Origin of the sequence: Streptomyces sp. NPDC041068 (assembly GCF_040647455.1) — a bacterium.
Lineage (GTDB): Bacteria > Actinomycetota > Actinomycetes > Streptomycetales > Streptomycetaceae > Streptomyces.
Genome location: NZ_JBEZCG010000014.1, coordinates 54210 through 76330 on the forward strand (window position 1 = coordinate 54210; position 22121 = coordinate 76330).

General features: G+C 70.4%; 21 protein-coding genes and 1 tRNA gene. 8 read left to right on the top strand and 14 right to left on the bottom strand.

The genetic code is table 11. The features are described from left to right. Nucleotides 1–103: 103 nt before the first annotated feature. Entirely contained in the window at nt 104–1147 is a 1044-nt protein-coding gene (locus tag AB0B50_RS29935) for a peptidoglycan DD-metalloendopeptidase family protein (protein WP_362338746.1), read from the top strand. A gap of 80 nt (nt 1148–1227) precedes the next feature. Here AB0B50_RS29935 and AB0B50_RS29940 read toward each other — a convergent pair whose 3' ends face one another. Continuing rightward, the gene (locus AB0B50_RS29940; protein WP_362338748.1) at nt 1228–2160 is read right to left on the bottom strand and encodes a Cof-type HAD-IIB family hydrolase; all 933 of its coding nucleotides are present in this window, start codon (nt 2158–2160) and stop codon (nt 1228–1230) included. A 121-nt stretch (nt 2161–2281) separates the two neighbouring features. Here AB0B50_RS29940 and AB0B50_RS29945 point away from each other — a divergent pair, with 121 nt between their 5' ends. Continuing rightward, nucleotides 2282–3193 (top strand): LLM class flavin-dependent oxidoreductase, encoded by a 912-nt coding sequence (locus AB0B50_RS29945; RefSeq protein ID WP_362338751.1) that lies wholly within the window; start codon nt 2282–2284, stop codon nt 3191–3193. 54 nt (nt 3194–3247) lie between these two features. Here AB0B50_RS29945 and AB0B50_RS29950 read toward each other — a convergent pair whose 3' ends face one another. The 6 genes from AB0B50_RS29950 to AB0B50_RS29975 all read right to left on the bottom strand — a co-directional run bounded on the left by AB0B50_RS29950 (nt 3248) and on the right by AB0B50_RS29975 (nt 9130). Next, nucleotides 3248–3703 (bottom strand): hypothetical protein, encoded by a 456-nt coding sequence (locus AB0B50_RS29950; protein WP_362338754.1) that lies wholly within the window; start codon nt 3701–3703, stop codon nt 3248–3250. 18 nt (nt 3704–3721) lie between these two features. Further along, complete coding sequence (locus tag AB0B50_RS29955; RefSeq protein ID WP_362338757.1) at nt 3722–4369, bottom strand: RNA 2'-phosphotransferase; 648 nt, start codon at nt 4367–4369, stop codon at nt 3722–3724. A gap of 168 nt (nt 4370–4537) precedes the next feature. After that, complete coding sequence (locus tag AB0B50_RS29960) at nt 4538–5443, bottom strand: MerR family transcriptional regulator (RefSeq protein ID WP_362338760.1); 906 nt, start codon at nt 5441–5443, stop codon at nt 4538–4540. Between the two features lie 116 nt (nt 5444–5559). Then, nucleotides 5560–6492 carry a metal-dependent hydrolase gene (locus tag AB0B50_RS29965; protein ID WP_362338763.1) on the bottom strand — a complete coding sequence of 311 codons (933 nt, stop codon included), beginning with the start codon at nt 6490–6492 and terminating at the stop codon, nt 5560–5562. Continuing rightward, nucleotides 6489–8282, bottom strand: a complete 1794-nt coding sequence (locus tag AB0B50_RS29970; protein ID WP_362338766.1) for an SDR family oxidoreductase — start codon at nt 8280–8282, stop codon at nt 6489–6491. The genes AB0B50_RS29965 and AB0B50_RS29970 overlap by 4 nt, the downstream gene beginning before the upstream one ends. Further along, nucleotides 8279–9130, bottom strand: a complete 852-nt coding sequence (locus AB0B50_RS29975) for a M24 family metallopeptidase (RefSeq protein ID WP_362338769.1) — start codon at nt 9128–9130, stop codon at nt 8279–8281. Before AB0B50_RS29975 ends, AB0B50_RS29970 begins: the two co-directional genes overlap by 4 nt. A gap of 261 nt (nt 9131–9391) precedes the next feature. Between AB0B50_RS29975 and AB0B50_RS29980 the strand changes: the two genes are divergently transcribed. The 6 genes from AB0B50_RS29980 to AB0B50_RS30005 all read left to right on the top strand — a co-directional run bounded on the left by AB0B50_RS29980 (nt 9392) and on the right by AB0B50_RS30005 (nt 13622). Beyond that, on the top strand, nt 9392–10402 hold the full coding sequence (locus AB0B50_RS29980; protein ID WP_362339104.1) for an ABC transporter ATP-binding protein: 1011 nt from the start codon (nt 9392–9394) through the stop codon (nt 10400–10402). After that, complete coding sequence (locus AB0B50_RS29985) at nt 10399–11280, top strand: ABC transporter permease (protein WP_362338772.1); 882 nt, start codon at nt 10399–10401, stop codon at nt 11278–11280. The genes AB0B50_RS29980 and AB0B50_RS29985 overlap by 4 nt, the downstream gene beginning before the upstream one ends. Then, nucleotides 11280–12191 carry an ABC transporter ATP-binding protein gene (locus AB0B50_RS29990; protein WP_362338775.1) on the top strand — a complete coding sequence of 304 codons (912 nt, stop codon included), beginning with the start codon at nt 11280–11282 and terminating at the stop codon, nt 12189–12191. Before AB0B50_RS29985 ends, AB0B50_RS29990 begins: the two co-directional genes overlap by 1 nt. Before the next feature lie 11 nt (nt 12192–12202). Next, the gene (locus AB0B50_RS29995) at nt 12203–12922 is read left to right on the top strand and encodes an ABC transporter permease (protein ID WP_362338778.1); all 720 of its coding nucleotides are present in this window, start codon (nt 12203–12205) and stop codon (nt 12920–12922) included. Nucleotides 12923–13023: 101 nt separating this feature from the next. Beyond that, on the top strand, nt 13024–13230 hold the full coding sequence (locus tag AB0B50_RS30000; protein WP_362338781.1) for a hypothetical protein: 207 nt from the start codon (nt 13024–13026) through the stop codon (nt 13228–13230). A 305-nt stretch (nt 13231–13535) separates the two neighbouring features. Continuing rightward, nucleotides 13536–13622 (top strand) — tRNA-Ser (locus AB0B50_RS30005). Nucleotides 13623–13777: 155 nt separating this feature from the next. Here the strand turns inward: AB0B50_RS30005 and AB0B50_RS30010 are convergent. From AB0B50_RS30010 to AB0B50_RS30040, 7 genes are all read right to left on the bottom strand, one after another. Next, nucleotides 13778–14602, bottom strand: coding sequence for an HAD family hydrolase (locus tag AB0B50_RS30010; RefSeq protein ID WP_362338784.1), 825 nt, complete (start codon nt 14600–14602; stop codon nt 13778–13780). Next, a complete protein-coding gene (gene serS / locus AB0B50_RS30015) occupies nt 14599–15876 on the bottom strand; it encodes a serine--tRNA ligase (RefSeq protein ID WP_362338786.1) in 1278 nt (425 codons plus the stop codon). The genes AB0B50_RS30010 and serS overlap by 4 nt, the downstream gene beginning before the upstream one ends. A gap of 647 nt (nt 15877–16523) precedes the next feature. After that, nucleotides 16524–17459, bottom strand: coding sequence for a prephenate dehydratase (pheA, locus tag AB0B50_RS30020; protein ID WP_362338789.1), 936 nt, complete (start codon nt 17457–17459; stop codon nt 16524–16526). Nucleotides 17460–17568: 109 nt separating this feature from the next. Then, nucleotides 17569–18828, bottom strand: a complete 1260-nt coding sequence (efeB, locus tag AB0B50_RS30025) for an iron uptake transporter deferrochelatase/peroxidase subunit (RefSeq protein WP_362338791.1) — start codon at nt 18826–18828, stop codon at nt 17569–17571. Nucleotides 18829–18839: 11 nt separating this feature from the next. Beyond that, entirely contained in the window at nt 18840–20888 is a 2049-nt protein-coding gene (locus tag AB0B50_RS30030) for a copper resistance protein CopC (protein ID WP_362338794.1), read from the bottom strand. 14 nt (nt 20889–20902) lie between these two features. Further along, entirely contained in the window at nt 20903–21415 is a 513-nt protein-coding gene (locus AB0B50_RS30035) for a copper chaperone PCu(A)C (protein ID WP_362338796.1), read from the bottom strand. Next, nucleotides 21412–22086 carry an SCO family protein gene (locus tag AB0B50_RS30040; protein WP_362338799.1) on the bottom strand — a complete coding sequence of 225 codons (675 nt, stop codon included), beginning with the start codon at nt 22084–22086 and terminating at the stop codon, nt 21412–21414. The genes AB0B50_RS30035 and AB0B50_RS30040 overlap by 4 nt, the downstream gene beginning before the upstream one ends. Nucleotides 22087–22121 lie beyond the last annotated feature (35 nt).

Below are 22121 nucleotides of genomic sequence, written 5' to 3' on the forward strand. Positions count from 1 at the left end.
CCGCCGTTCGGCGGTACGCACGTGGGCCGTACGGGGCACGACGCCCCCCGAGTGCACGAGTCGCGCAGGACCCGCGCCGCCGTGGCGGGCAACGATCCCTGACATGTTCCTGAGCCACCGCAGCCGTCCGCGCCCGCTCGTCAGTGTGTCGGTGCTGCTGTGCGCGCTGCTCGGCTCCCCTCTCCCCGCCACCGCGTCCGAGGGGCCGAGCGCGAGCGCCGATGTGGCACGGCTCTACGAAGAGGCGTCCGCCGCGACCGCACGCTACGAAGAGGGCCGTCGCGCGGCGGGCATCCAGAAGGCGAAGGTCCGGAAACTGGACCGACTCCTCGCCGAGGAGCGCGACCACGTGGCGGTGCTGCACGGGGATCTGGGGCGGATGGCCAGCGCCCAGTACCGCACCGGTGGCGGACTCCCCTACACCGCGCAGTTGCTCCTCGCCGACAGCCCCGACGCCCTGATGCGCGGGAAGCAGGTCCTGGGGCAGGCGGACCTCGCCGTCAACAGCGCCGTGGCCAAGACCCAGCGGGCCGCGGCCCGTCTCGCCGTCGCCAAACGCAGGGCGGACCGGGCCAAGCGCTCCCTGGACCGGCGCAACGTACGCCTTGCGGAGCTCAAGCGCGGCATCGAGCGGAAGCTGGAGTCGGCGCGGTGGACCCTGCAGGGCGAGGCCGACCGGTCGGTCGCGGCGGGCAAGTGCCGCGGTGCGGTGCGCCTGGACCAGCAGAGAACACCCGTCACGCGCGCGTGGGTCGCGCCCGTGGAGTCGTACGAACTCTCGGCGGGCTTCGACAGCGCCGGTGAGCGCTGGGCCCACCGGCACACCGGGCAGGACTTCGCGGTCGGCATCGGGACGCCCGTGCGGTCGGTCGGCGCGGGCCGGGTGCAGAGCGTGTCCTGCGGCGGGGGCTTCGGTATCGAGGTCGTGGTGCGCCACGAGGGCGGGTACTTCACGCAGTACGCGCACCTCGCGGCCGTCACCGTCGACCAGGGGGACCGGGTGCGCCCCGGTCAGTGGATCGGGCAGGCGGGCACGACCGGCAACTCGACCGGGCCTCACCTGCACTTCGAGGCGCGGCTCACGCCCTACCTGGGATCCGGCGTCGATCCCAGCAAGTGGCTGGCCGAGCGGGGCGTCAGGCTCTAGGAGCCCTGCCCTGCCCTGCCTTGCCCTGTCTCTTGCCCTTGCCCCGCCCCGTCGGCCTCCGCCCCGCCGGCCTCCGGCCTCTAGGAGGTCCGGTCCGTTTCGTTCCGGCGGTCCGCCAGGATCTGTTCGATCACGACCGCGACACCGTCGTCGTTGTTGGCGACCGTGCTTCCGGAGGCCGCGGCGATGACGTCAGGGTGGGCGTTGCCCATCGCGTACGACGTACCGGCCCAGGTCAGCATCTCGATGTCGTTCGGCATGTCTCCGAAGGCGACGACCTCCTCCGGGGCGATGCCGCGCTCGGCGCAGCACAGCTCCAGGGTGCTCGCCTTGGAGACGCCGGGGCCGCTGATCTCCAGGAGGGCGCTGGGGCTCGAACGGGTGACCATGGCCCGGTCGCCGATGGCCGCGCGGGCGAGCACCAGGAAGTCGTCGGGAGCGAGACCCGGGTGGAAGGCGAGGACCTTCAGGACGGGCTGCTCGGCGACGGCGGGGTCCGCGGGGTTCTCGGCGAGCAGCTTCTCGGCGGGCGCGACGCTCTCGCCCGGCTCCATGTGCAGCGGCGGGTACGTCTCCTCGTGGTGCAGTCCCCCGGTCCGCTCGATCGCGAAGGACGTGCCCGGCGCGGCGGCGCGGAGCCTGCGGACCACGTCGAGGGCGCACTCCCGCTCCAGCGCGCGGATCTTGACGAAGCGGTGGGTGCCGGGGCCGCCGTGCAGGTCGACCACCGCCGCGCCGTTGCCGCAGATGGCGAGGCCGTGACCGTGGACGTGGGCGCTGACGACGTTCATCCAGCGGGCCGGGCGGCCGGTCACGAAGAAGACCTCGATACCGGCCTCCTCGGCCGCGCCGAGCGCGGCGACCGTGCGGTCCGAGACCGTCTTGTCGTCGCGCAGCAGCGTGCCGTCCAGGTCCGTCGCTATCAGCCGGGTCCGCGGTCGGGGCCCGGACGGGGCGGCGGTTGCCGGAGCGGTGGAGGCCGGGGACTCCGGCCCTGGGGTAGCTGAGGTCACGCCGTCGATTGTCCCGCACATGCGTGCACGGCCGTGCGCTGGGGCGCACATTTGAGTGCCCCCAGGCCCCACCCGTGCCTGTGTTCAGCCGGTCCTCGGGCGCCGCCGTAAGCTCGGAGACATGAGCCTGCGCCTGAGCACTGTGATCCTTCCCGTACGTCGCTGGCACGCAGGGGGCCGTGAGCAGTGGGTGCGCGCGGAGGAACTGGGCTTCCACACCGCGTACACGTACGACCACCTGGCCTGGCGGACCTTCCGCGACGGACCCTGGTTCGGCGCGGTGCCGACGCTCACCGCCGCCGCGGCCGCCACGGAGCGGATGCGCCTGGGCACGCTCGTGACGTCGCCCAACTTCCGCCACCCGGTGACGCTCGCCAAGGAGCTCATCTCGCTCGACGACATCTCCGGCGGGCGGATCACGCTCGGCATCGGCGCGGGCGGCAACGGCTTCGACGCGACGACGCTGCTCAAGGAGGGCGAGGAGCCCTGGACGCCGCGTGAACGTGCCGACCGCTTCGGGGAGTTCGTGCCGCTGCTCGACCGTCTCCTCACCGAGGACTCGGTGACGTACGAGGGGACCTTCTACTCGGCGACCGAGGCGCGCGACATCCCCGGGTGCGTGCAGCGGCCGCGGCTGCCCTTCGCCGTCGCGGCGACAGGACCGCGCGGTCTGCGGCTCGCGGCCCGGCACGGGCAGGCGTGGGTGACCACGGGCGACCCGAAGCTCTTCGAGACGGGCACGCCCGAGCAGTCCCGCGAGGCGATCCGGGGGCAGATCGAGAAGCTCGGCAAGGCGTGCGCGGACATCGGCAGGGACGCGGCCGAGCTCGACAAGATCCTGCTGACCGGCTTCACGCCGGACCGCAACCGGCCGCTGGAATCCCTCGACGCCTTCGTGGACTTCGCGGGCAGGCACGCGGAGCTCGGCTTCACCGAGATCGTCGTGCACGCGCCGATCCCCGACTCGGACTTCGCCGCCGATCAGGGCGTCTTCGAGAGGATCGCGACCGAGGCGCTCGCTCAGCTGGGCTGAGCGGGGCCGGGTGACCGGGGCTCAGCGGAGCCGAGAGCTCAGCGGACCGGGGGCTCAGCGGAGCCGAGAGCTCAGCCAGGGCGTGAGGGTCACCATCGGCATGTACTCCTTGTGCGTCACGTCGCCCGGCAGCGGCACGATCAGGCGGTAGCCGGGCGGGAAGCGCCTGCCCTTGACGTAGGCGATGCCGCCGAGGACCGACCGCACGAAGGCGGGCACGGAGTCGCGCGGGATGTCGTGGCACTCGACCCCCTCGACCGTGATGAGGGCGTCGGGGTCGCCGTCGTCGGCGTAGAGCCGCACGGACATCCGGGGCGAGCCGCCGAACTCGACGTACGCCTCGTGCGGCATCGAGCCGTCGGGGTCCGTCGTCACACCGATGCCCGCGGTGGTGCGGCGCGAGGTCTGGTCGGCGCCGATGTCGTGGGAGACCGTGATCTCCCGGTCGTACTCGCGGGCGAGCTCACGCAGGGCGTTGAGGGCTGCCTCGGTGCTGTGCAGATGCTCCATACAGCCGATCATGCCTGCTCAGCGAGGTGCGGGAAACCGCAGATAGCCGGGCGGTACGGCGGCTGTGAGCCAGACGCCGTTGGCGCTGACCTGGAAGACGTGGCCGTCGCGGTGCATCGCGCCGGCGCCGACGGACAGGACGACGGGACGTCCGCGGCGGGCGCCGACGCGCGTCGCGGTCTCGCGGTCGGGCGAGAGGTGCACGGCGTGCCGCCTCATGGGCCGCAGCCCTTCGGCGCGGATCGAGGCCAGATGGGCGGCGACGGTGCCGTGGTAGAGGTACGCGGGCGGGGTCGCAGGGGGCAGCGCGAGGTCCACGGCGACGGAGTGGCCCTGGCTGGCGCGGATCCGGCCGTCCTCGACGGCGAAGCGCCGCTTGTCGTTGACCGCCACGACATGGTCGAGCTCGGTCCTGGTGATGGGGAAGCGGTGCGCGGCGGCCGCGGCGAGCAGGGCGTCGATCTCCGCCCAGCCGTTCTCGTCGAGGGTGAGCCCGATCCGCTCGGGCTGATGGCGCAGGTGTTTCGAGAGGTATTTGGACACCTTCACGGTGCGTCGTTCGTCGGGGGCTTTCGTGACGCGGGGGTCCTTCGTGACGCGGGGGTCTTTCGCGACGCGGGGGTCTTTCGCGACGTGCGGGTCTTTCGTGTCATCGGGGTCTTTCATGACGTCAGCGTCTCGGTGATCCGTTTTCCGCGCACTCGATTTTCGTCCACCGATTTTTCATCCAGGAATTTCGGTCCACAGGTTTGATCCACAGCCAAGTCGAGTTATCCACAGGTTAGTTGATGATTCTGTGGACAACTCTCAGGAGATTAGCGGCATTTGACCAACTCATTCACTCTTGACCTGAGTTGCCGCAAGTGAGTCCAATGTCCTTGTCTGGACTTCCCGTTCCGCGGCCGCCGCGATGAACGCGGCGGCGTTGCCCTCGCCAACCAGCGCCTGTACAGCACGCATTGTGGAGGCGGGCAGTGTCACGTTCTGCGGCTCTTCCGTACGCTGCGGGGGCCGCTCGGGGTCGAGATGCTGACGGAGGTGGCGAGTGGCGAACAGACGCATCGCGCGCGCCAGTTCGGCGTCCACGGACTGCTGTGCGAGCGGCCTGAGGCGGCGTACGAGAGAAGCCGCCTCGGCCGCGTCCGCCTCCGTCGGCGGGTGATTTCCGAGATAGCGGGCGAAGACGTACTCCGTCGTGAACTCCAGGAAACGGGAGGCGATGTGCTCGACCTGCCCCCTCAACTCCCGCAAATGACCCGAGATCGCCGACAGCGGAACTCCCGCCGCGTACAACTCGACGGCCACCGACAGCTCTTGAGGGCTCGGCACCAGGAACTCGTCCTCACGGCCCGGAATCGCTTCGAGCACGCCGAGGTCCACCGCGTCGGCCACCGCCGCGTCGTCCGGGGTGCCGCCGAAGGCCGCGTCGAGCTCGGCGCGGGTGATCCGGTCGGCCTTCTCGTCCGTCCAGGGGCCGTCCACCTCCGCGGCCAGGCCGAGCACCCCGCCGAGGCCGCGGCCCGCGTCCCAGGCCTCCAGGAGTTCCTTGATGGAGGCCAGGGTGTAACCGCGGTCGAGCAGGTCGGCGATCTGCCGCAGCCGGGCCAGATGCGCCTCTCCGTAGACATTGGACCGGCCGCGCCGTTCCGGGCGGGGGAGCAGCCCGCGGTCCTGATAGGCGCGGATCGTGCGGACCGTCGCGCCGCTGTGGTGCGCCAGGTCCTCGATGCGGTACTCCACGCTGCCCGTCCTCCGTGATGCCTCGTGCCGGCCGGTGGCCGCCGCCCGGGTTCTTCTGCTGGGCGAGGGCCGCCGCCCGGGTCTTCTGCCGGGCGATGGCCGCCCGGGGCGTCCTGCTAGGCGATGGCCGCCCGGCCCACCGCGCCCGCCGCCGCCCGTGCCGCGGGCGACTGCGCCAGATACTCGACGGCCTTGCGCAGCGAGCCCTCCTGCGAGGGATGGTACGACCGCCGCAGATAGCGGGGTATCGCCGTGCCGATCTCGCGCCAGGTGGGCAGCAGGCCCTTCCTGACGGCCCTGTTGTGCTCGGCCAGTGAGTACCGCAAGCGGCCCGCCAGTTGGGGGTCGTGGCGGATCAGATAGGCCGAGCCCCAGACCCACAGGTACAGCATCACGGGCGCGGTGACCGTCATGCCGGCGATGCGGCGGGCGTAACGGGGCAGGCCCTCGCCGCCGCAGTGCTGGTACATGTCGAAGGCGACCGCGCGGTGTTCGACCTCCTCCGCGCCGTGCCAGCGCAGCAGGTCGAGCATGACCTCGTCGGCGCGGGCACGGTCGAGGCCCTCGGCGTGCAGCACCCAGTTCCCCAGGACCGCCGTGAACTGCTCGATCGCGGCGACGATCGACAGGCGGAAGCGCAGCCACTCCTGCGTCGGTACGGGAGCGCCCAACGGCGGCTTCTCACCGAGGAGTTTCTCGAAGAGGAAGTCGACATACTTGGTGAACGCGGCGGTGTCGAGCCGCTGCGCCGCCAGGTGGTCGAGCACGTGCGCGTGCTGCACGCTGTGCGTGGCCTCCTGTCCCATGAACCCCTTGACGTCGTCGCGCAGCACCGGGTCGATGATCAGCGGCAGGCCTTCCTTGAAGACCTTCACGAACCACCGCTCCCCCGCAGGGAGAAGCAGATGCAGGACGTTGATGACGTGGGTGGCGGTCGGCTCGTCCGGTATCCAGTGCAGCGGTGTCTCGTCCCAGTCGAACGAGACCCGGCGCGGAACGATCGCGTAGTGCTCCTCGGCGCTTGTGTCGGGGCGCTCCTCCGTGCTCACAACGGCGGCTCCAATCGGGCTATCGCGCGCAGGGCCTTGGGCGTGAAGCGGGACATGAGGTGGGCGCCGCGGGCCTCGGGGGTGACCGGGACGACCGCCTGGTTCCTGACGACGGCGCGCAGGACCGCGTCGGCGACCTTCTCCGGCGGGTAGTTGCGCAGGCCGTACAGCCGGGAGGACTTCTTCTGGCGGCGCTTCTCCTCGTCCGCGTCGACGCCGACGAAGCGGGAGGTCGCCGTGATGTTCGTGTTCACGAGACCCGGGCAGATCGCCGAGACCCCGATGCCCTGGTCCGCGAGCTCCGCGCGCAGGCACTCGCTGAGCATGAGGACCGCGGCCTTCGACGTGCTGTAGGCGGGCAGGGCCTTGGAGGGCTGATACGCCGCCGCCGACGCGGTGTTGACGATGTGGCCGCCCTGGCCGCGCTCGGACATCTGCCTGCCGAACAGCCGGCAGCCGTGGATCACACCCCACAGATTGACGTCCAGGACCTTCTTCCAGTCCTCGGAGCTGGTGTCGAGGAAGGGGCCGGAGAGGCCTATCCCGGCGTTGTTCACCAGGACGTCCACGACGCCGTACTCCGTGGCGACCTTCTGGGCGAGCTTCTCCATGGCCTGCTCGTCGGCCACGTCGACCGTCTCGCCCCAGGCCTCGGGGGCGCCGATCAGGCGGGACATCTCCGCCGTACGGGCCGCGCCCTCCGCGTCCCTGTCGACGGCCACCACGCGGGCGCCCGCCTCGGCGAACGCGAAAGCGGTGGCACGCCCGATGCCGCTGGCCGCGCCGGTGACCAGGACGAGCTGGCCGCCGAACCGGTCCGCGTACTTCCCCCTGGCCATGCTGTCCTTGGTGGGCACGCCGTCCTCGTTGGCCGTGACGAACTCGCCGATCCAGGCGGCCAGCTGGTCGGGGCGGGTGCGGGGCACCCAGTGCTTGGCGGGCAGGGTGCGCCGCACCAACTGCGGGGCCCACAGCTCCAGTTCGTCATAGAGCCGCTCGGACAGGAAGATGTCTCCGGAGGGCGTGATGAGCTGCACGGGCGCGTGGGCGTACGCGTCGGGGCGGGGCCTGCGCAGCCTCGCGCGGACGTTGTCGCGGTAGAGCCAGGCGCCGTGCGCGGCGTCCTGGGGGAGCGAAGCCGTCGGGTAGTCGCCCGCCGGGACCTTCTCGACGCGCTCCAGGATCTTCGGCCACCGCTTGCCGAGCGGGCCGCGCCAGGCCAGCTCGGGTAGTACGGGGGTGTGCAGCATGTACACGTACCAGGACTTGGCGCCCTGGCCGAGCAGTTGACCGACCTTGCGCGGGGTCGGACGGGACATGCGCTTCTTGATCCAGTGACCGAAGTGGTCCAGCGAGGGCCCCGACATGGACGTGAAGGACGCGATGCGGCCCTCCGTCCGCTTGACCGTGACGAACTCCCAGGACTGGACCGAGCCCCAGTCGTGCCCGACCACGTGCACCGGCTTGTCGGGGCTGACCGCGTCGATGACCGCCACGAAGTCGTCGGTCAGCTTCTCCAGGGTGAAGCCGCCGCGCAGCGGGCGCGGGGCGGTGGACCTGCCGTGGCCCCGCACGTCGTACAGCACGACGTGGAAGCGGTCCGCGAGGCGTTCGGCGACCTCGGTCCACACCTCCTTGGAGTCCGGATAGCCGTGCACCAGAAGGACCGTGGGCCGCTGGGGGTCGCCCAGCTCGGCGACGCACAGCTCCACACCGCCCGTGCGCACCCAGCGCTCGCGCGCGTCCTTCATTCCCCCGGCGGTTCCCTTGGCGACTTCCCCGGTCGTCATGCGGCGGCCCTCTCCTCAGCCCAGCGCCGCACATGCGGCAGATCGTCGTCCAGCCAGAAAGCGCTCTGCTCGGGGTCCTTGGAGTCGGTGACGACGAGGATCTCCTCGAACTTCGCGCCCGTACCCCTGAATCCGAGGTGCGGTTCGACCGCCCAGAGTCCCTTCTGGGGCGGGTGGTCGGAGAACTTGTAGGGGGACCACAGCGGCGACCAGCCGTCCCGGTGGCCGTGGATCGCGTCGGTCGCGAGGCCCTTCAGGGACTGCGTGCCGAACCCGAAGAGGTGCGGCGACAGGCGGCGCTCCTTGACCCGGTCGACCTTGTGCGCGATGACGCCGAACGGATAGGCGCGGTGGCGGTTGGCATAGCCCTGGCGGACCATGAGCCGGTCCACGTCCTCATAGATCTCGCGCAGCGACCGGCGCTCGCGCACCTCGCGCAGGATCAGCTCGCGGTGCGCCTCCAGGTCGGCGAGGAGCTTGTCGTGCACGGGGTTGAGGCCGAGGCAGCCGGAGTACCCGATGTCGGCCGTGAAGCCCTTGTACACCGGGGCCATGTCGAGGATGAAGGGCATCCCCGGCTCCAGCTTCCGGTGGGTGGGGAAGAACTGCAGCGGTATCCGGAAGCCCGCGAACGCCGTGCGGTCCCCGAACCAGGCGAAGGGGAGGTGGAACCAGTCCCGCACACCACGCTCGCGCAGCCACTCGCGCTGCATCCGCGCGGCCTCGCGCTCCGTCACACCCGGCTTGAGCTGCGCCGCGACCGCCTCCGCGCATTCGTACGCGAGGGTCTGCACTTCCCTGAACCCCCGCAGTTCCGCGGAGAGTTCGCCTGCAACTGCTGAGGTCATGCCACCGTCCGTCCCGAGTCCGGTCCTTGCCGTGTCCGGCTCATCGCCGTACGCGTCCGTAACTTGACACTGATGAATGTGACAATGCTCGGCGGCTGCGTCAAGGGTTCTGCACAACACCGCGGGACAGGTCCGGAAGAACCCGCAGGGGGCGACTTCCGGTGGACCCCTACGGGCCCGTAATACTCCAGAGTGAGGGCAGGGCAAGCCCGTGGTCTGACGACTGTCTGTGGCCTGCGCCACTACCGTCGAAGCGTGACTGTGATCGCGACCGAAAGCCTGAGCAAGCGGTTCCCGAGGGTGACCGCGCTTGACCGGCTCTCCATGGATATCGGGCCCGGTGTGACCGGACTCGTCGGAGCCAATGGAGCCGGCAAGTCCACACTGATCAAGATCCTGCTGGGTCTGTCCCCCGCCACGGAGGGCCGCGCCGCCGTGCTCGGCCTCGACGTCGCCACCGACGGCGGCCAGATCCGTGAGCGCGTCGGGTACATGCCCGAGCACGACTGCCTGCCGCCCGACGTCTCGGCCACCGAGTTCGTCGTCCACATGGCGCGCATGTCCGGACTGCCGCCCACCGCGGCCCGCGAGCGCACGGCGGACACCCTGCGCCACGTCGGGTTGTACGAGGAGCGGTACCGCCCCATCGGCGGCTATTCGACCGGCATGAAGCAGCGCGTGAAGCTCGCGCAGGCCCTCGTCCACGACCCCCAGCTGGTCTTCCTCGACGAGCCGACGAACGGCCTCGACCCGGTCGGCCGCGACGAGATGCTCGGCCTGATCCGCCGCGTCCACACGGACTTCGGCATCTCGGTCCTCGTCACCTCGCACCTCCTCGGCGAGCTGGAGCGCACCTGCGACCACGTCGTCGTCATCGACGGCGGCAAGCTCCTGAGGTCCAGCTCCACCACCGACTTCACCCAGACCACCACCACGCTGGCCGTCGAGGTCACCGACAGCGACGAACACCCGGACGGCACGCGCGCGTTGAGGGACGCGCTGCAGGGCCGGGGGATCGGCACGGAGACCGGCGGCGAACTGCCCGGCGCCGGGCACACGATCCTGCTCACCGCCGAGGGAGAGGACACGTACGACCTCGTGCGCGACCTCGTCGCCGACCTCGGGCTCGGCCTGGTCCGGATGGAACAGCGCAGGCACCACATCGCCGAGGTCTTCAAGGCCGAGCCGCAGCAGGAGCCCGTCTCCGAGCGCGCGGCCGCATGGGCCGCCACCGCGGCCGCCGCACAGCAGAAGGAGGGAGGGACGCGATGAGCACCGAGTCCACCCAGATCCACAACATCGGCTACCGCAACTACGACGGCCCCCGGCTCGGCCGTGCCTACGCCCGCCGCTCCCTCTTCTCGCAGAGCCTGCGCGGCGCGTACGGCCTCGGGCGGTCCGCCAAGTCCAAGGTCCTGCCGATGATCCTCTTCGCGGTGATGTGCCTCCCCGCCGCGATCATGGTGGCGGTCGCCGTGGCCACCAAGGCCAAGGACCTCCCCCTCGACTACACGCGCTACGCCATCGTGCTGCAGGCCGTCATCAGCCTCTTCCTGGCCGCCCAGGCCCCGCAGACCGTGTCGCGCGACCTGCGCTTCAAGACCGTTCCGCTCTACTTCTCGCGGCCCATCGAGCGCGGTGACTACGTCCTCGCGAAGTTCGCCGCGATGACCTCGGCGCTCTTCGTCCTGACCGGGGCCCCGCTCCTCGTGCTCTACGTGGGCGCCTTGCTCGCCAAGCTCGACTTCGCCGACCAGACGACGGGATTCGCGCAGGGTCTGGTCTCCGTGGCGCTCCTCTCGCTGCTCTTCTCCGGCATCGCGCTCGTCATCTCGGCGATCACGCCCCGCCGCGGCTTCGGCATCGCCGCCGTCATCGCCGTCCTGACCATCACCTACGGAGCGGTGTCCACGGTCCAGGCGATCGCCTACGAACAGGGCAGCACCGGAGCCATCGCCTGGCTCGGCCTCTTCTCGCCGATCACCCTCATCGACGGCGTGCAGACCGCCTTCCTCGGCGCGACCTCCGCCTTCCCCGGAGGGGACGGACCGTCGACAGGCGTCGGCGTCGTCTACGTACTCGTGGTCCTCGCCCTCATCGCGGGCTGCTACGGCGCCATGATGCGCCGCTACCGAAAGGTCGGCCTCTGATGACCATGATCACCATCGACCACACGTCCCGCTGGTTCGGGAACGTCGTGGCCGTCAACGACATCACCATGAACATCGGCCCGGGAGTCACGGGGCTCCTCGGTCCGAACGGCGCGGGCAAGTCGACGCTCATCAACATGATGGGCGGCTTCCTCGCCCCCTCCACCGGCAGCGTCACGCTCGACGGCAAGCCGATCTGGCGCAACGAACAGATCTACAAGGAGATCGGCATCGTCCCCGAGCGCGAGGCGATGTACGACTTCCTCACGGGCCGCGAATTCGTCGTCGCCAACGCCGAGTTGCACGGCCTGGACAAGCGGGCCGCCCAGAAGGCCCTCGCCACGGTCGAGATGGAGTACGCGCAGGACCGCAAGATCTCCACGTACTCCAAGGGCATGCGCCAGCGCGTGAAGATGGCGTCCGCCCTGGTCCACGACCCCTCCGTGCTGCTGCTCGACGAGCCCTTCAACGGCATGGACCCGCGCCAGCGCATGCAGCTGATGGACCTCCTGCGGACCATGGGCGACCAGGGCCGCACGGTCCTTTTCTCCTCGCACATCCTCGAAGAGGTCGAGCAACTGGCCTCGCACATCGAGGTGATCGTCGCCGGACGGCACGCGGCGAGCGGTGACTTCCGCAGGATCCGCCGCCTGATGACCGACCGACCGCACCGCTATCTGATCCGTTCCAGCGACGACCGCGCCCTGGCCGCCGCGCTGATCGCCGATCCGTCGACGGCCGGCATCGAGGTCGACCTCAAGGAGGGCGCGTTGCGCATTCAGGCGGTCGACTTCGGCCGGTTCACCACGCTGCTGCCCAAGGTCGCCCGCGACCACGGCATCCGGCTCCTGACGGTCTCGCCCTCGGACGAGTCCCTCGAGTCGGTCTTCTCCTACCTCGTCGCGGCCTGAAGGGAGCCACCGTGTACGACCCCACTGTCGCCCGGCTCACCTACCGGGCCCTGCTCGGCCGCCGCCGGGCGCTGATCCTCTTCGCCCTGCCCGTCCTGCTGATCGTCATCTCCGCGGCGGTCCGCGCGTTCAGCGGCGCCGACGATCAGGTGGCCGTCGACGTCCTGGGCGGCTTCGCGCTCGCCACGATGGTGCCGATCATCGGTGTCATCGCGGGCACCGGCGCGATCGGCCCCGAGATCGACGACGGCTCCGTCGTCTACCTGCTGTCGAAGCCGGTCAAGCGGCCCACGATCATCTTCACCAAGCTGATCGTCGCCATCGCCGTGACCATGGCCTTCTCCGCGATCCCCACGTTCATCGCGGGGATGATCCTGAACGGCAACGGCCAGCAGATCGCCATCGCCTACACGATCGCGGCGCTGGTCGCCTCCATCACGTACGCGGCGATCTTCCTGCTCCTCGGCACGATCACCCGGCACGCCGTGGTCTTCGGGCTCGTCTACGCCCTGGTCTGGGAGGCCCTCTTCGGATCCCTCGTCATGGGCGCCCGCACGCTCAGCGTGCAGCAGTGGTCCCTCGCCGTGGCCCAGAAGGTCGGCGACGGCGACCTGATCAGGTCGGACGTGGGCCTGACGACGGCGACGGTGCTGCTGGTCGCCGTCACGGTGGTCACGACCTGGTACGCGGGGCAGAAGCTGCGGTCGCTGACGCTGGCCGGGGAGGAGTAGCCCCCGCCCGCCCGCTCTTCCTGACGGCGTCTTCACCCTCCCATCAGCACACTGGTGGGAGGGTGCGCTGTTGAGCGTGCTGTTTCCGAGGAGGTGCCGCGATGGCATCGGAGGAGGACTGGGACGACGTCGTCCTGGACGAGGACTTCATTCGGTCCGCACAGGCGGAGGAGCCGTCCGCGCGGGCGCGCATGCTGACCGAGCGGTGGCGGCGGAGCGGGGCGCCCGAGCCGCAGCCGTGGCGCTCCGATGAGCCGCCCGCGGGGTGGTTCTTCAGCAGGGCGCGGCGGCGGAAGCGGCGTCGGTAGTCCGCCGCCCGGTCGGCACGGACTGCCGACGCGGACTGCCGGCGCGGACTGCCGGCGCCGATTAATTCGGTGGCGGTGAACTCCGCGCGCGGGCAGAGTAGTTGATGTCACCGCGCCAGCACCTGGCGCCCACCGACCGGGAGAGGAGCCGACGTGTCCATCAGTAGTCCGTCGAGTTCCCGACAGGGCAGCCCGCGGCAGGCTCCGGAGTAGTTACTCACTCCGTAGAGCCCCGCCCGCGGGGAGTGCCCGGGGCGGCCGCTTCGAGCGCGCAGAATCCGCATCGCTGCGCGGGCCGCCCACCCGGAGGATTGGCCGAGTGGTAAGGCAGCGGCTTGCTAAGCCGTCGTCAGGGCTGGCGCCCTGCGCGCGTTCGATCCGCGCATCCTCCGCGAGACGTTGCACCGGGCCTGAGCGGTTTCTCGGCGCCCGGCACCTTGTGCACCGTCGATCACCGGCTTCGCCGAGTCCGTCCCCAAACGCCGGACAGGCCCGATATCCCGGAACGCCTGCCCACAACGGGCACGGCCGAGTGCCCGCGTCGGCGTCAGCCGAGGAGCTTCTCCAGGACCACCGCGATGCCGTCGTCCTCGTTCGACGTCGTCACCTCGTCCGCGATCGCCTTGAGCTCCTCGTGGGCGTTGGCCATGGCCACGCCGTGGGCCGCCCAGCCGAACATCGGGATGTCGTTCGGCATGTCGCCGAAGGCAATCGTGTCCGCGGCCTTCGCGCCCAGGCGGCGGGCCGCCAGGGAGAGGCCCGTGGCCTTGGAGAGCCCCAGCGGCAGCAGCTCGACGATGCCCTCGCCCGCCATGGTCACGCCGACCAGATCGCCCGCCACCTGGCGCGCCACGTCCGCCAGGGCGTCGTCGCTGAGGCCGGGATGCTGGACGTACACCTTGTTCAGCGGGGCGGCCCACAGGTCGGCGATGTCCGTGAAGGGGATGACCGGGAGGGGGCCCTCCTGGACCGCGTACCCGGGGCCGACCAGGACCTCGCCGTCGATGCCGTCACGGCTCGCGGCCAGCGCCAGCGGGCCGATCTCCCCCTCGATCTTGGCGAGTGCGAGGCCGGCCAGCTGGCGGTCGAGCGTCACCGAGGTCAGCAGCCGGTGCTCCCCCGCGTGATAGACCTGCGCGCCCTGCCCGCACACCGCTATGCCCTCGTACCCGAGGTCGTCGAGGATGTGGCGGGTCCAGGGCACCGCACGGCCGGTGACGACGATGTGCGCGGCGCCCGCCGCGGTGGCCGCGGTGAGCGCTTCGCGCGTGCGCCCCGAAACCGTGTCGTCGGGGCGCAGCAACGTCCCGTCGAGGTCGGTCGCGATCAGCTTGTACGGGAAGGAGGGCGTGACCGGAGCAGGGTGGCTCACTTGGCGATGGGCTCCAAAATCTCTCGTCCCCCGAGGTACGGGCGCAGCACCTCGGGCACCACCACGGAGCCGTCGGCCTGCTGGTGATTCTCCAGGATGGCCACGATCGTGCGCGGGACGGCGCACAGGGTGCCGTTCAGCGTCGCGAGCGGCTGGACCTTCTTGCCCTCGCGCATGCGCACCGAGAGGCGGCGGGCCTGGAAGCCGTCGCAGTTCGAGGCCGAGGTCAGCTCGCGGTACTTGCCCTGGGTCGGGATCCACGCCTCGCAGTCGAACTTGCGCGAGGCCGAGGCGCCGAGGTCACCGGTGGCGACGTCGATCACCTGGAAGGGCAGGCCGAGGCCGGTCAGCCACTGCTTCTCCCACTCCAGGAGGCGCTTGTGCTCGTTCTCCGCGTCGGCCGGGTCGACGTACGAGAACATCTCGACCTTGTCGAACTGGTGGACGCGGAAGATGCCGCGGGTGTCCTTGCCGTACGTGCCCGCCTCGCGGCGGAAGCAGGGCGAGAAGCCGGCGTACCGCAGGGGCAGCTTGTCGGCCTCGATGATCTCGTCCATGTGGTACGCGGCGAGGGGGACCTCGGAGGTGCCGACCAGGTAGTAGTCGTCCTTCTCCAGGTGGTAGACGTTCTCGGCGGCCTGGCCGAGGAAGCCCGTGCCCTCCATGGCGCGCGGGCGCACCAGCGCCGGCGTCAGCATCGGGGTGAACCCGGCCTCCGTCGCCTGCGCGATGGCTGCGTTGACGAGGGCCAGCTCCAGCAGGGCGCCGACGCCCGTCAGGTAGTAGAAGCGCGAGCCGGAGACCTTCGCGCCGCGCTCCATGTCGATGGCGCCGAGCGCCTCGCCGAGCTCCAGGTGGTCCTTCGGCTCGAAGCCCTCGGCGGCGAAGTCGCGCGGGGTGCCGATCGTGTCGAGGACGACGAAGTCCTCCTCGCCGCCGACCGGAACGTCCTCGTGGACGATGTTCCCCAGCTGCAGCAGCAGGCGCTTGGTCTCCTCGTCCGCCTCGTCCTGTGCGGCGTCGGCGGCCTTGACCGCGGCGGAGAGCTCGCCCGCCTTCTTCAGGAGCTCCTGCTTCTCCTCGGGCGAGGCCTTGGGGATCAGCTTGCCGAGCGCCTTCTGCTCGGAGCGCAGCTCGTCGAAGCGGAGGCCGGACGACCTGCGCCGCTCGTCGGCAGAGAGGAGGGCGTCGACGAGTGCGACGTCCTCTCCACGGGCGCGCTGGGAGGCGCGAACACGGTCGGGGTCCTCACGGAGCAAGCGAAGGTCAATCACCCCTCAAGGCTACCGTCGTGCGGTTCCGGCCCACGACTCGATATTCCATTGAGTACGTTATGCCCGGTTTGCCGGAATGTGAATTCCCGGATTCGGCCATTCCGATTCGAGGTCGGGCCGATGTCGAATCGAGGCCGAAGCAAGATCGGCGCGGCCGGAAAAGGCCCGTCGCCGACGCTTCGGTACCCGGTCAATAAAAGGGGCACCATTCCCTGAAACGGGGCAGAGCGCACTCGTCGCCTTGACTCGAACCCCTTGCGGGAGGCGGGACTTGAGGCGGTTGTCCACCTCGGTTGTCCACAGGAATGAGCCCCTCCGGAGAGTTGTCCACAGGGTGTGTGCAAGATCTGTGGACTTCGGAAGGGCGTGTTCCGAAAGCCGCATGCGCGACGAAGGAATCCCTTCCCAAACCATCCCCACCCCCACTTTCGAGTGGAAATGGTTCGCTCCAAAGAGTTGATCAATGGAAAAGAGTGGACGAGGGGTGACGTGCGCACCTGTGGAGGGACTTGGACGCCGTAGGCCGATTTGTCGACCATGTAGCGCTTCGTTGTCGACTTGTCCCCAGGTCGAGATGCAGGCCTGTGGATAACTTCTGTGGACAACGTAAATCTGCAGGTAGGACAGGACAGGAAAGGAGCGGCTGGCTAGAAACGGCCGTCCTGGCAGCGCGTCAGCCAGTCCGACGCGGCCACGAACTCGCCATCCGTCGTGCCGGGCCGCGGCGCCCGGACGTCCTCAGGCTCCATACCGGCCCGCGGATACGAGCCGAGGAAGCGCACCTGCGGGCAGATCCGCTTGAGCCCCATCAGGGCCTCGCCGACGCGGCGGTCCGTGATGTGCCCCTCGGCGTCCACCGAGAAGCAGTAGTTGCCGATGCCCTGGCCCGTGGGGCGCGACTCGATCCGCATGAGGTTGACGCCGCGCACGGCGAACTCCTGGAGCAGTTCGAGCAGGGCGCCGGGGTGGTCGTCGCCGAGCCAGATGACGACGGACGTCTTGTCGGCCCCCGTCGGCGCGGCGGGCCGGGCCGGGCGGCCGACCAGGACGAAGCGGGTCTCGGCGTTCGCCGCGTCGTGGATCTCGCGGACCAGCGTCTCGAGGCCGTACGTCGCCGCGGCGAACTCGCCCGCGAAGGCCGCGTCGAAGCGGCCCTCCTGGACCAGCCGTGCGCCGTCCGCGTTCGAGGCCGCGGACTCCCACACGGCGTCCGGCAGATGCTCGGCCAGCCAGTTGCGGACCTGCGGCTGGGCCACCGGGTGGCCCGTCACCGTCTTGATGTCCTTGAGCTTCGTGCCGGGCCGCACGAGCAGCGCGAAGGCGATCGGCAGGACGACCTCGCGGTAGATCATCAGGGGCTCGCCCTTGGCGAGTTCGTCGACGGTGGTGGTGACGCCGCCCTCGACGGAGTTCTCGATCGGCACGAGCGCGGCCGCCGCCTCGCCGCTGCGGACCGCGTCCAGCGCGGCAGGCACGGACACCATGGGGACGAGCTCCCGGGTGGCCGCCTCCGGCAGTGTGCGGAGAGCCGCCTCGGTGAAGGTGCCTTCGGGGCCCAGGTACGTATAGCGCGTCGCCGACATACCGTCACCCTAATGGGCCCGCCGTGGCACGGCTCACGTGTCTCACGAAGCGGCACACGCCCCTACGGCTCCAGCACAGGCGTCCCTGCGCCTGCAAGCACGCTTACCCCTACGCCTCCAGCAGCCGCTGCCCCACGTACTCGCCCTCGGCCGCCCCGCCCGGCACCGCGAAGAGACCGCTCGCCTCGTGCCGGATGAACTCCGAGAGGGCGTCGCCCCGGTCGAGCTTGCGCTGCACGGGGACGAAGCCGCGCATCGGATCCGCCTGCCAGCAGATGAACAGCAGCCCCGCGTCCGGCTCGCCCTTGGCGTCGAAGCCGTCGTGGTACGAGTACGGGCGGCGCAGCATCGCGGCGCCGCCGTTCTGGTCGGGCCGCGTGATGCGGGCGTGGGCGTTGAGGGCGATGACGACCTTGCCGTCGGACCCCGTCTTGTCGAGCTCCGGCTCGGTCGTCTCCGTGCCGCCCGTCAGCGGCGAACCGTCCGACTTGTGCCGCCCGATCACCGCCTCCTGGTCCTTCAGGCCGAGCTTCTCCCAGTCGTCGAGGAGCATCCGGATACGGCGTACGACGGCGTAGGAACCGCCCGCCATCCAGGCGGGATCGCCGTCGGCGGGCACGAAGATCCGCTTCTGGAAGTCCTTCTCCGAGGGCTTCGGGTTGTTCGTGCCGTCGATCTGGCCCATCAGATTGCGGGTCGTCATCGGCCGCGCGGTGGCGCCCGGCGCCCGGTTGAAGCCGTTCATCTGCCAGCGGACCTTCGCCGCGCCCGCCGCCTCCCGCTGGATCGCGCGCAGTGCGTGGAAGGCGACGAGCGAGTCGTTCGCGCCGATCTGCACCCACAGGTCGCCGTTGCTGCGTCCCTTGTCGAGGCGGTCCGAGGAGAAGTCGGGCAGCGGTTCGAGGGCGGTGGGGCGCTGCTTCTCCAGGCCGGTGCGGGAGAAGAAGGAGGCGCCGAAGCCGAAGGTGACGGAGAGCGAGGACGGGCCCGCGTCCCGCGCGACCGCCGTGTCCTCGCCGTCGACCGGCTTGCCCGCCATCAGCCGCTCGGCCGCCGCCGACCAGCGGCGCAGCAGGGCCGTCGCCTCCTTGCGGCCCGCTCCCGCCGCGAGGTCGAAGGCGATCAGATGGCCGCAGGCCTGGCTGGGCGTGGTGATCCCTGCCTGATGTTTCCCGTGAAACATGACCTCGTCCGTGCCCACGGACGTCAGCCCCTTCGCCGACGAGGCGCCGGACGACGAGCCGGACGAGGAGTCCGAGGACGAGGGCGCGGCGGCGTATCCGACGGCGCCGCCCGCCGCGCCGAGCGCGAGGCCGGTCGCGCCGGCGGTGCCGAGCAGCCGCCGCCTGGAAATGCCGTTGTCCGCCATGGTGGTTCCGTTCAGCCGATCTGCGCGTTCTTGTTCACGGTGACCTGGTCGATGTCCGAGGTCCGCACGGTCACCGCGATCTTCCAGTTGCCCGCCATCGGGATCTGGACGCCGTTCGCGCTCCAGTGTCCGGTGGCGATGTGGTCAGGGGCCACGGGCAGCGGTCCGACGTCCTTCGACTTGAGGGTGAAGGAGACCTTCACCTCGGGGATGTCGAAGGCGCTGCCGTTGGGCCGCTTCACGTACACGTGCAGGGCGTTGCTGCCGCTGCGGCCCGGGTCGAGGTCGAGCTGCACGGTGCCCTTGCCGTCCTGGCCGCCCGTGTCGAAGGGCACCTTGAGGCTGAGCGGGCCCGAGCGCTGTGCGGCCGCCGCCGAGGTGGCCTTGGCGGCCTCCTCTTCGGTGCGGCCCGGCTCGGTGGTCGTCAGGGCCGTCGTGACCGCGAGCAGGACGACGGCGATGCCGGCCTCGGTGAGCACCGAGCGGCGCAGGCCCGAGCGGTGCGGGTCGGCATCGCGCAGGCGCTTCTCGCGGGCGGTGGCCATGGCGGCCTGCTGGCGGGCGAGCTGGGCGGAGCGCTCGGAGCCGCCGTCCGACTCCCCGGCGGCCGCGGGGACCGTGACGGGCTTCTTCTGCGACTTCTTCGCAGCCTGTGCTTGCTTCGCGGCCTGTGCTTGCTTCGTGGTCTGCGCCTGCTTTACGCCCAGCGTCTGCTTCACGCCCTGCGTCTGCTTCGCGGCCTGCTTCTCCGCGCGCTGCTCGACGACCAGGGCGGCAGCGGCCTCCGGCGCGACCCCGCCCGCCTCGGCGGTGATCCGCCCGGTCCACCGCCGCGAGATGTAGGCGACGCCCACCAGGACGACGACCAGGCCGACCTTGACGAGGAGCAGCTGTCCGTACGCCGTGCCGGTGAGGGCCGACCACGAGCCGACCTGCCGCCACGACTGGTAGATGCCGGTCGCGGCGAGGACGACGACGCTGCCGAACGCCACGCGCGAGAACCGCCGCACGGCAGAGGCGTCCACCGACGGCGTGCGGTACAGCGCGACGACCAGGGCCGCGAGGCCGCCGAGCCAGGCGGCGACGGCCAGCAGGTGCAGCACGTCGACGGGCATCGCGATGCCCGCCTGGATGCCGGCCGACGCGTGCTCGGCCATCGCCCAGGTCGCCGCGAGCCCGATGGCGACGACGGTGCCGCCGATGGCGAGCCCGAAGGTGAGGTCCTTCTTCTCCTTCGGGTCCTCACGCTTCTCGTACGCACCGAAGAGCACCGCGATGAACAGCGCGGCGGCGGCGAGCAGCAGCAGCCGGGAGACCAGCGCCGCACCCGTCTTGGTGTTGAGCACATCGCCGAGCGCACCCATGTCGAAGATGTCGGCGAGCTTCCCGGAGCCGGTGTAGGGGGCGCGCAGGAGCAGCAGGGCGAGGGTGGAGGCGGTGAGCGTGAGCCAGCCGGTCGTGACGAGCCGCTGCACGGGCCGCACCCCCGCGCCGCGCGGCCAGCAGCCGAGCACGAAGGCGGCACCGCCGACGACCAGGACGAACCCGGTGTACGAGAGGTAGCGCGCGATGTCGTAGAGCAGGCCGACCAGACCGCCGCCGGCCTCCTGGTCGGGCAGCGCGACCTTGGTGTCGGAGGGCGCGCCGATGGAGAAGGTGAAGGCACCGGCGACCGGGTGGCTGTCGGCGGAGACCACTTGGTAGGCGACGGTGAAGGTGCCGTCCGGCAGGCCGGGGCGCAGCTTCACTGCGTACGTGTTGGCGCCCAGGTCGGTGGTCTTGTTGGTGTCGGCCCGCTTGCCGGACGGGTCGAGCACCCGCACCGAGCCGTCCGACATGGCGACCTTCTCCGAGAAGGTCAGCTTCACCTGGGCGGGAGCCTTGCCGACCACCGCTCCCTGCTTGGGGTCGCTGCCGGTCAGCGCGGCGTGCGCGGACGTCGGCGCGGCACCGGCAAGGAAGGCGCCGGTCGCGGCGATGAGCACCAGAAGGACCCGCCAGCAGCGGGCGACGATTCTGGACCGCGGAACGATCCTGGAGCGGGAAGCGATGGTCTGCATCAACGGTCCGTCCCTCAGTGCGAGTTGTGTGACGAGTCGTGCTGCTCGGGCTTGTACGTCGCCGCCTCGACCGGCACCTCGACCGTGATCGGGTCGGACTTCCGGAAGTGCAGCGTCATCTCGACCTTCTCGCCCTGCTTCGGCTTGCGCTTGAGCTTCTCGAGCATCAGGTGGTTGCCGCCGCTGGCGAAGTCGAGGTGGCCGTTGGCGGGCACCTTGAAGGACTTCTCCTCCTTCATCGCGCCGCCCTTGGTGCTGTGCAGCGTGATGGAGCCCGCGATGTCGCTGGTGGCGGAGGTGAGTTCGTCGGCGCCGCCCTTGTTCGTGAGCGTGAAGAAGCCGGCCGCCATGTCGTTCATGGTCGGTTCGGGGATGTACGCCCCGCTGACCTTGAGTTCGGGCTTCGCCTTCGTAGCGGAGTCCTTGGCGCCGGAGTCGTCGTTGCAGCCCGCCAGGGTGAGCGCGGCGGCCAGAGCTATGGCGCCGCCCGCGAGGGTGCGGCGGCGCGTGGTGGTGCGGTGGTTCACGGGGTCTGTCCCTTGAGGAGCTTGGGGAGGTCCTTGGTGTATTCGTCGGCGGTGGCGTCCTCGCCGTACAGGACGTATCCGGCGTCGGTCTTCGGCGAGAAGGCGATGACCTGCGTGCCGTGCATCGAGACGATCTTGCCCTTCTTGTCCTTCTTGGACGGCTCGATGCTGATGCCGAGCTGGCGGGCACCGGCCTGGATGGTGGCGAAGTCGCCGGTGAGGCCGACGAAGTCGGCGTCCACGCCCTTGAGCCACTTGCCGAGCTCGGCCGAGGTGTCGCGCTCGGGGTCGGTGGTGACGAAGACGACCTTGACCTTGTCCTGGTCGGCCTTGGGGAGCGCCTTCTTCGCGACCGCGATGTTGTTCATCGTCAGCGGGCAGACGTCCGGGCAGTGCGTGTAGCCGAAGTAGAGCAGCGTCGGCTGTCCCTTCGTCTCCTCGCGCAGGTCGTACTTCTTGCCGTGCGTGTCCTTCAGGACGAGGTTCGGCTTCTCGAACGGCTTGTCCAGGACGGTCGCGGCCTTACCCGAATCGGCCTCGGTGGAGACCTCGGCGACGGGCTTCTTGTTGTCGTCGCCCCCGCCGCAGGCGGTCAGGGTGAGGGCGGCCGCGGCCAGCAGGGCAGCGGCGGCGAGCTTCTTGGTGCTCTTCTTGGTGCTCTTCGTGCGCATACGAAAATGTCCCAGATGTGAGGGGGGCCGGGGTG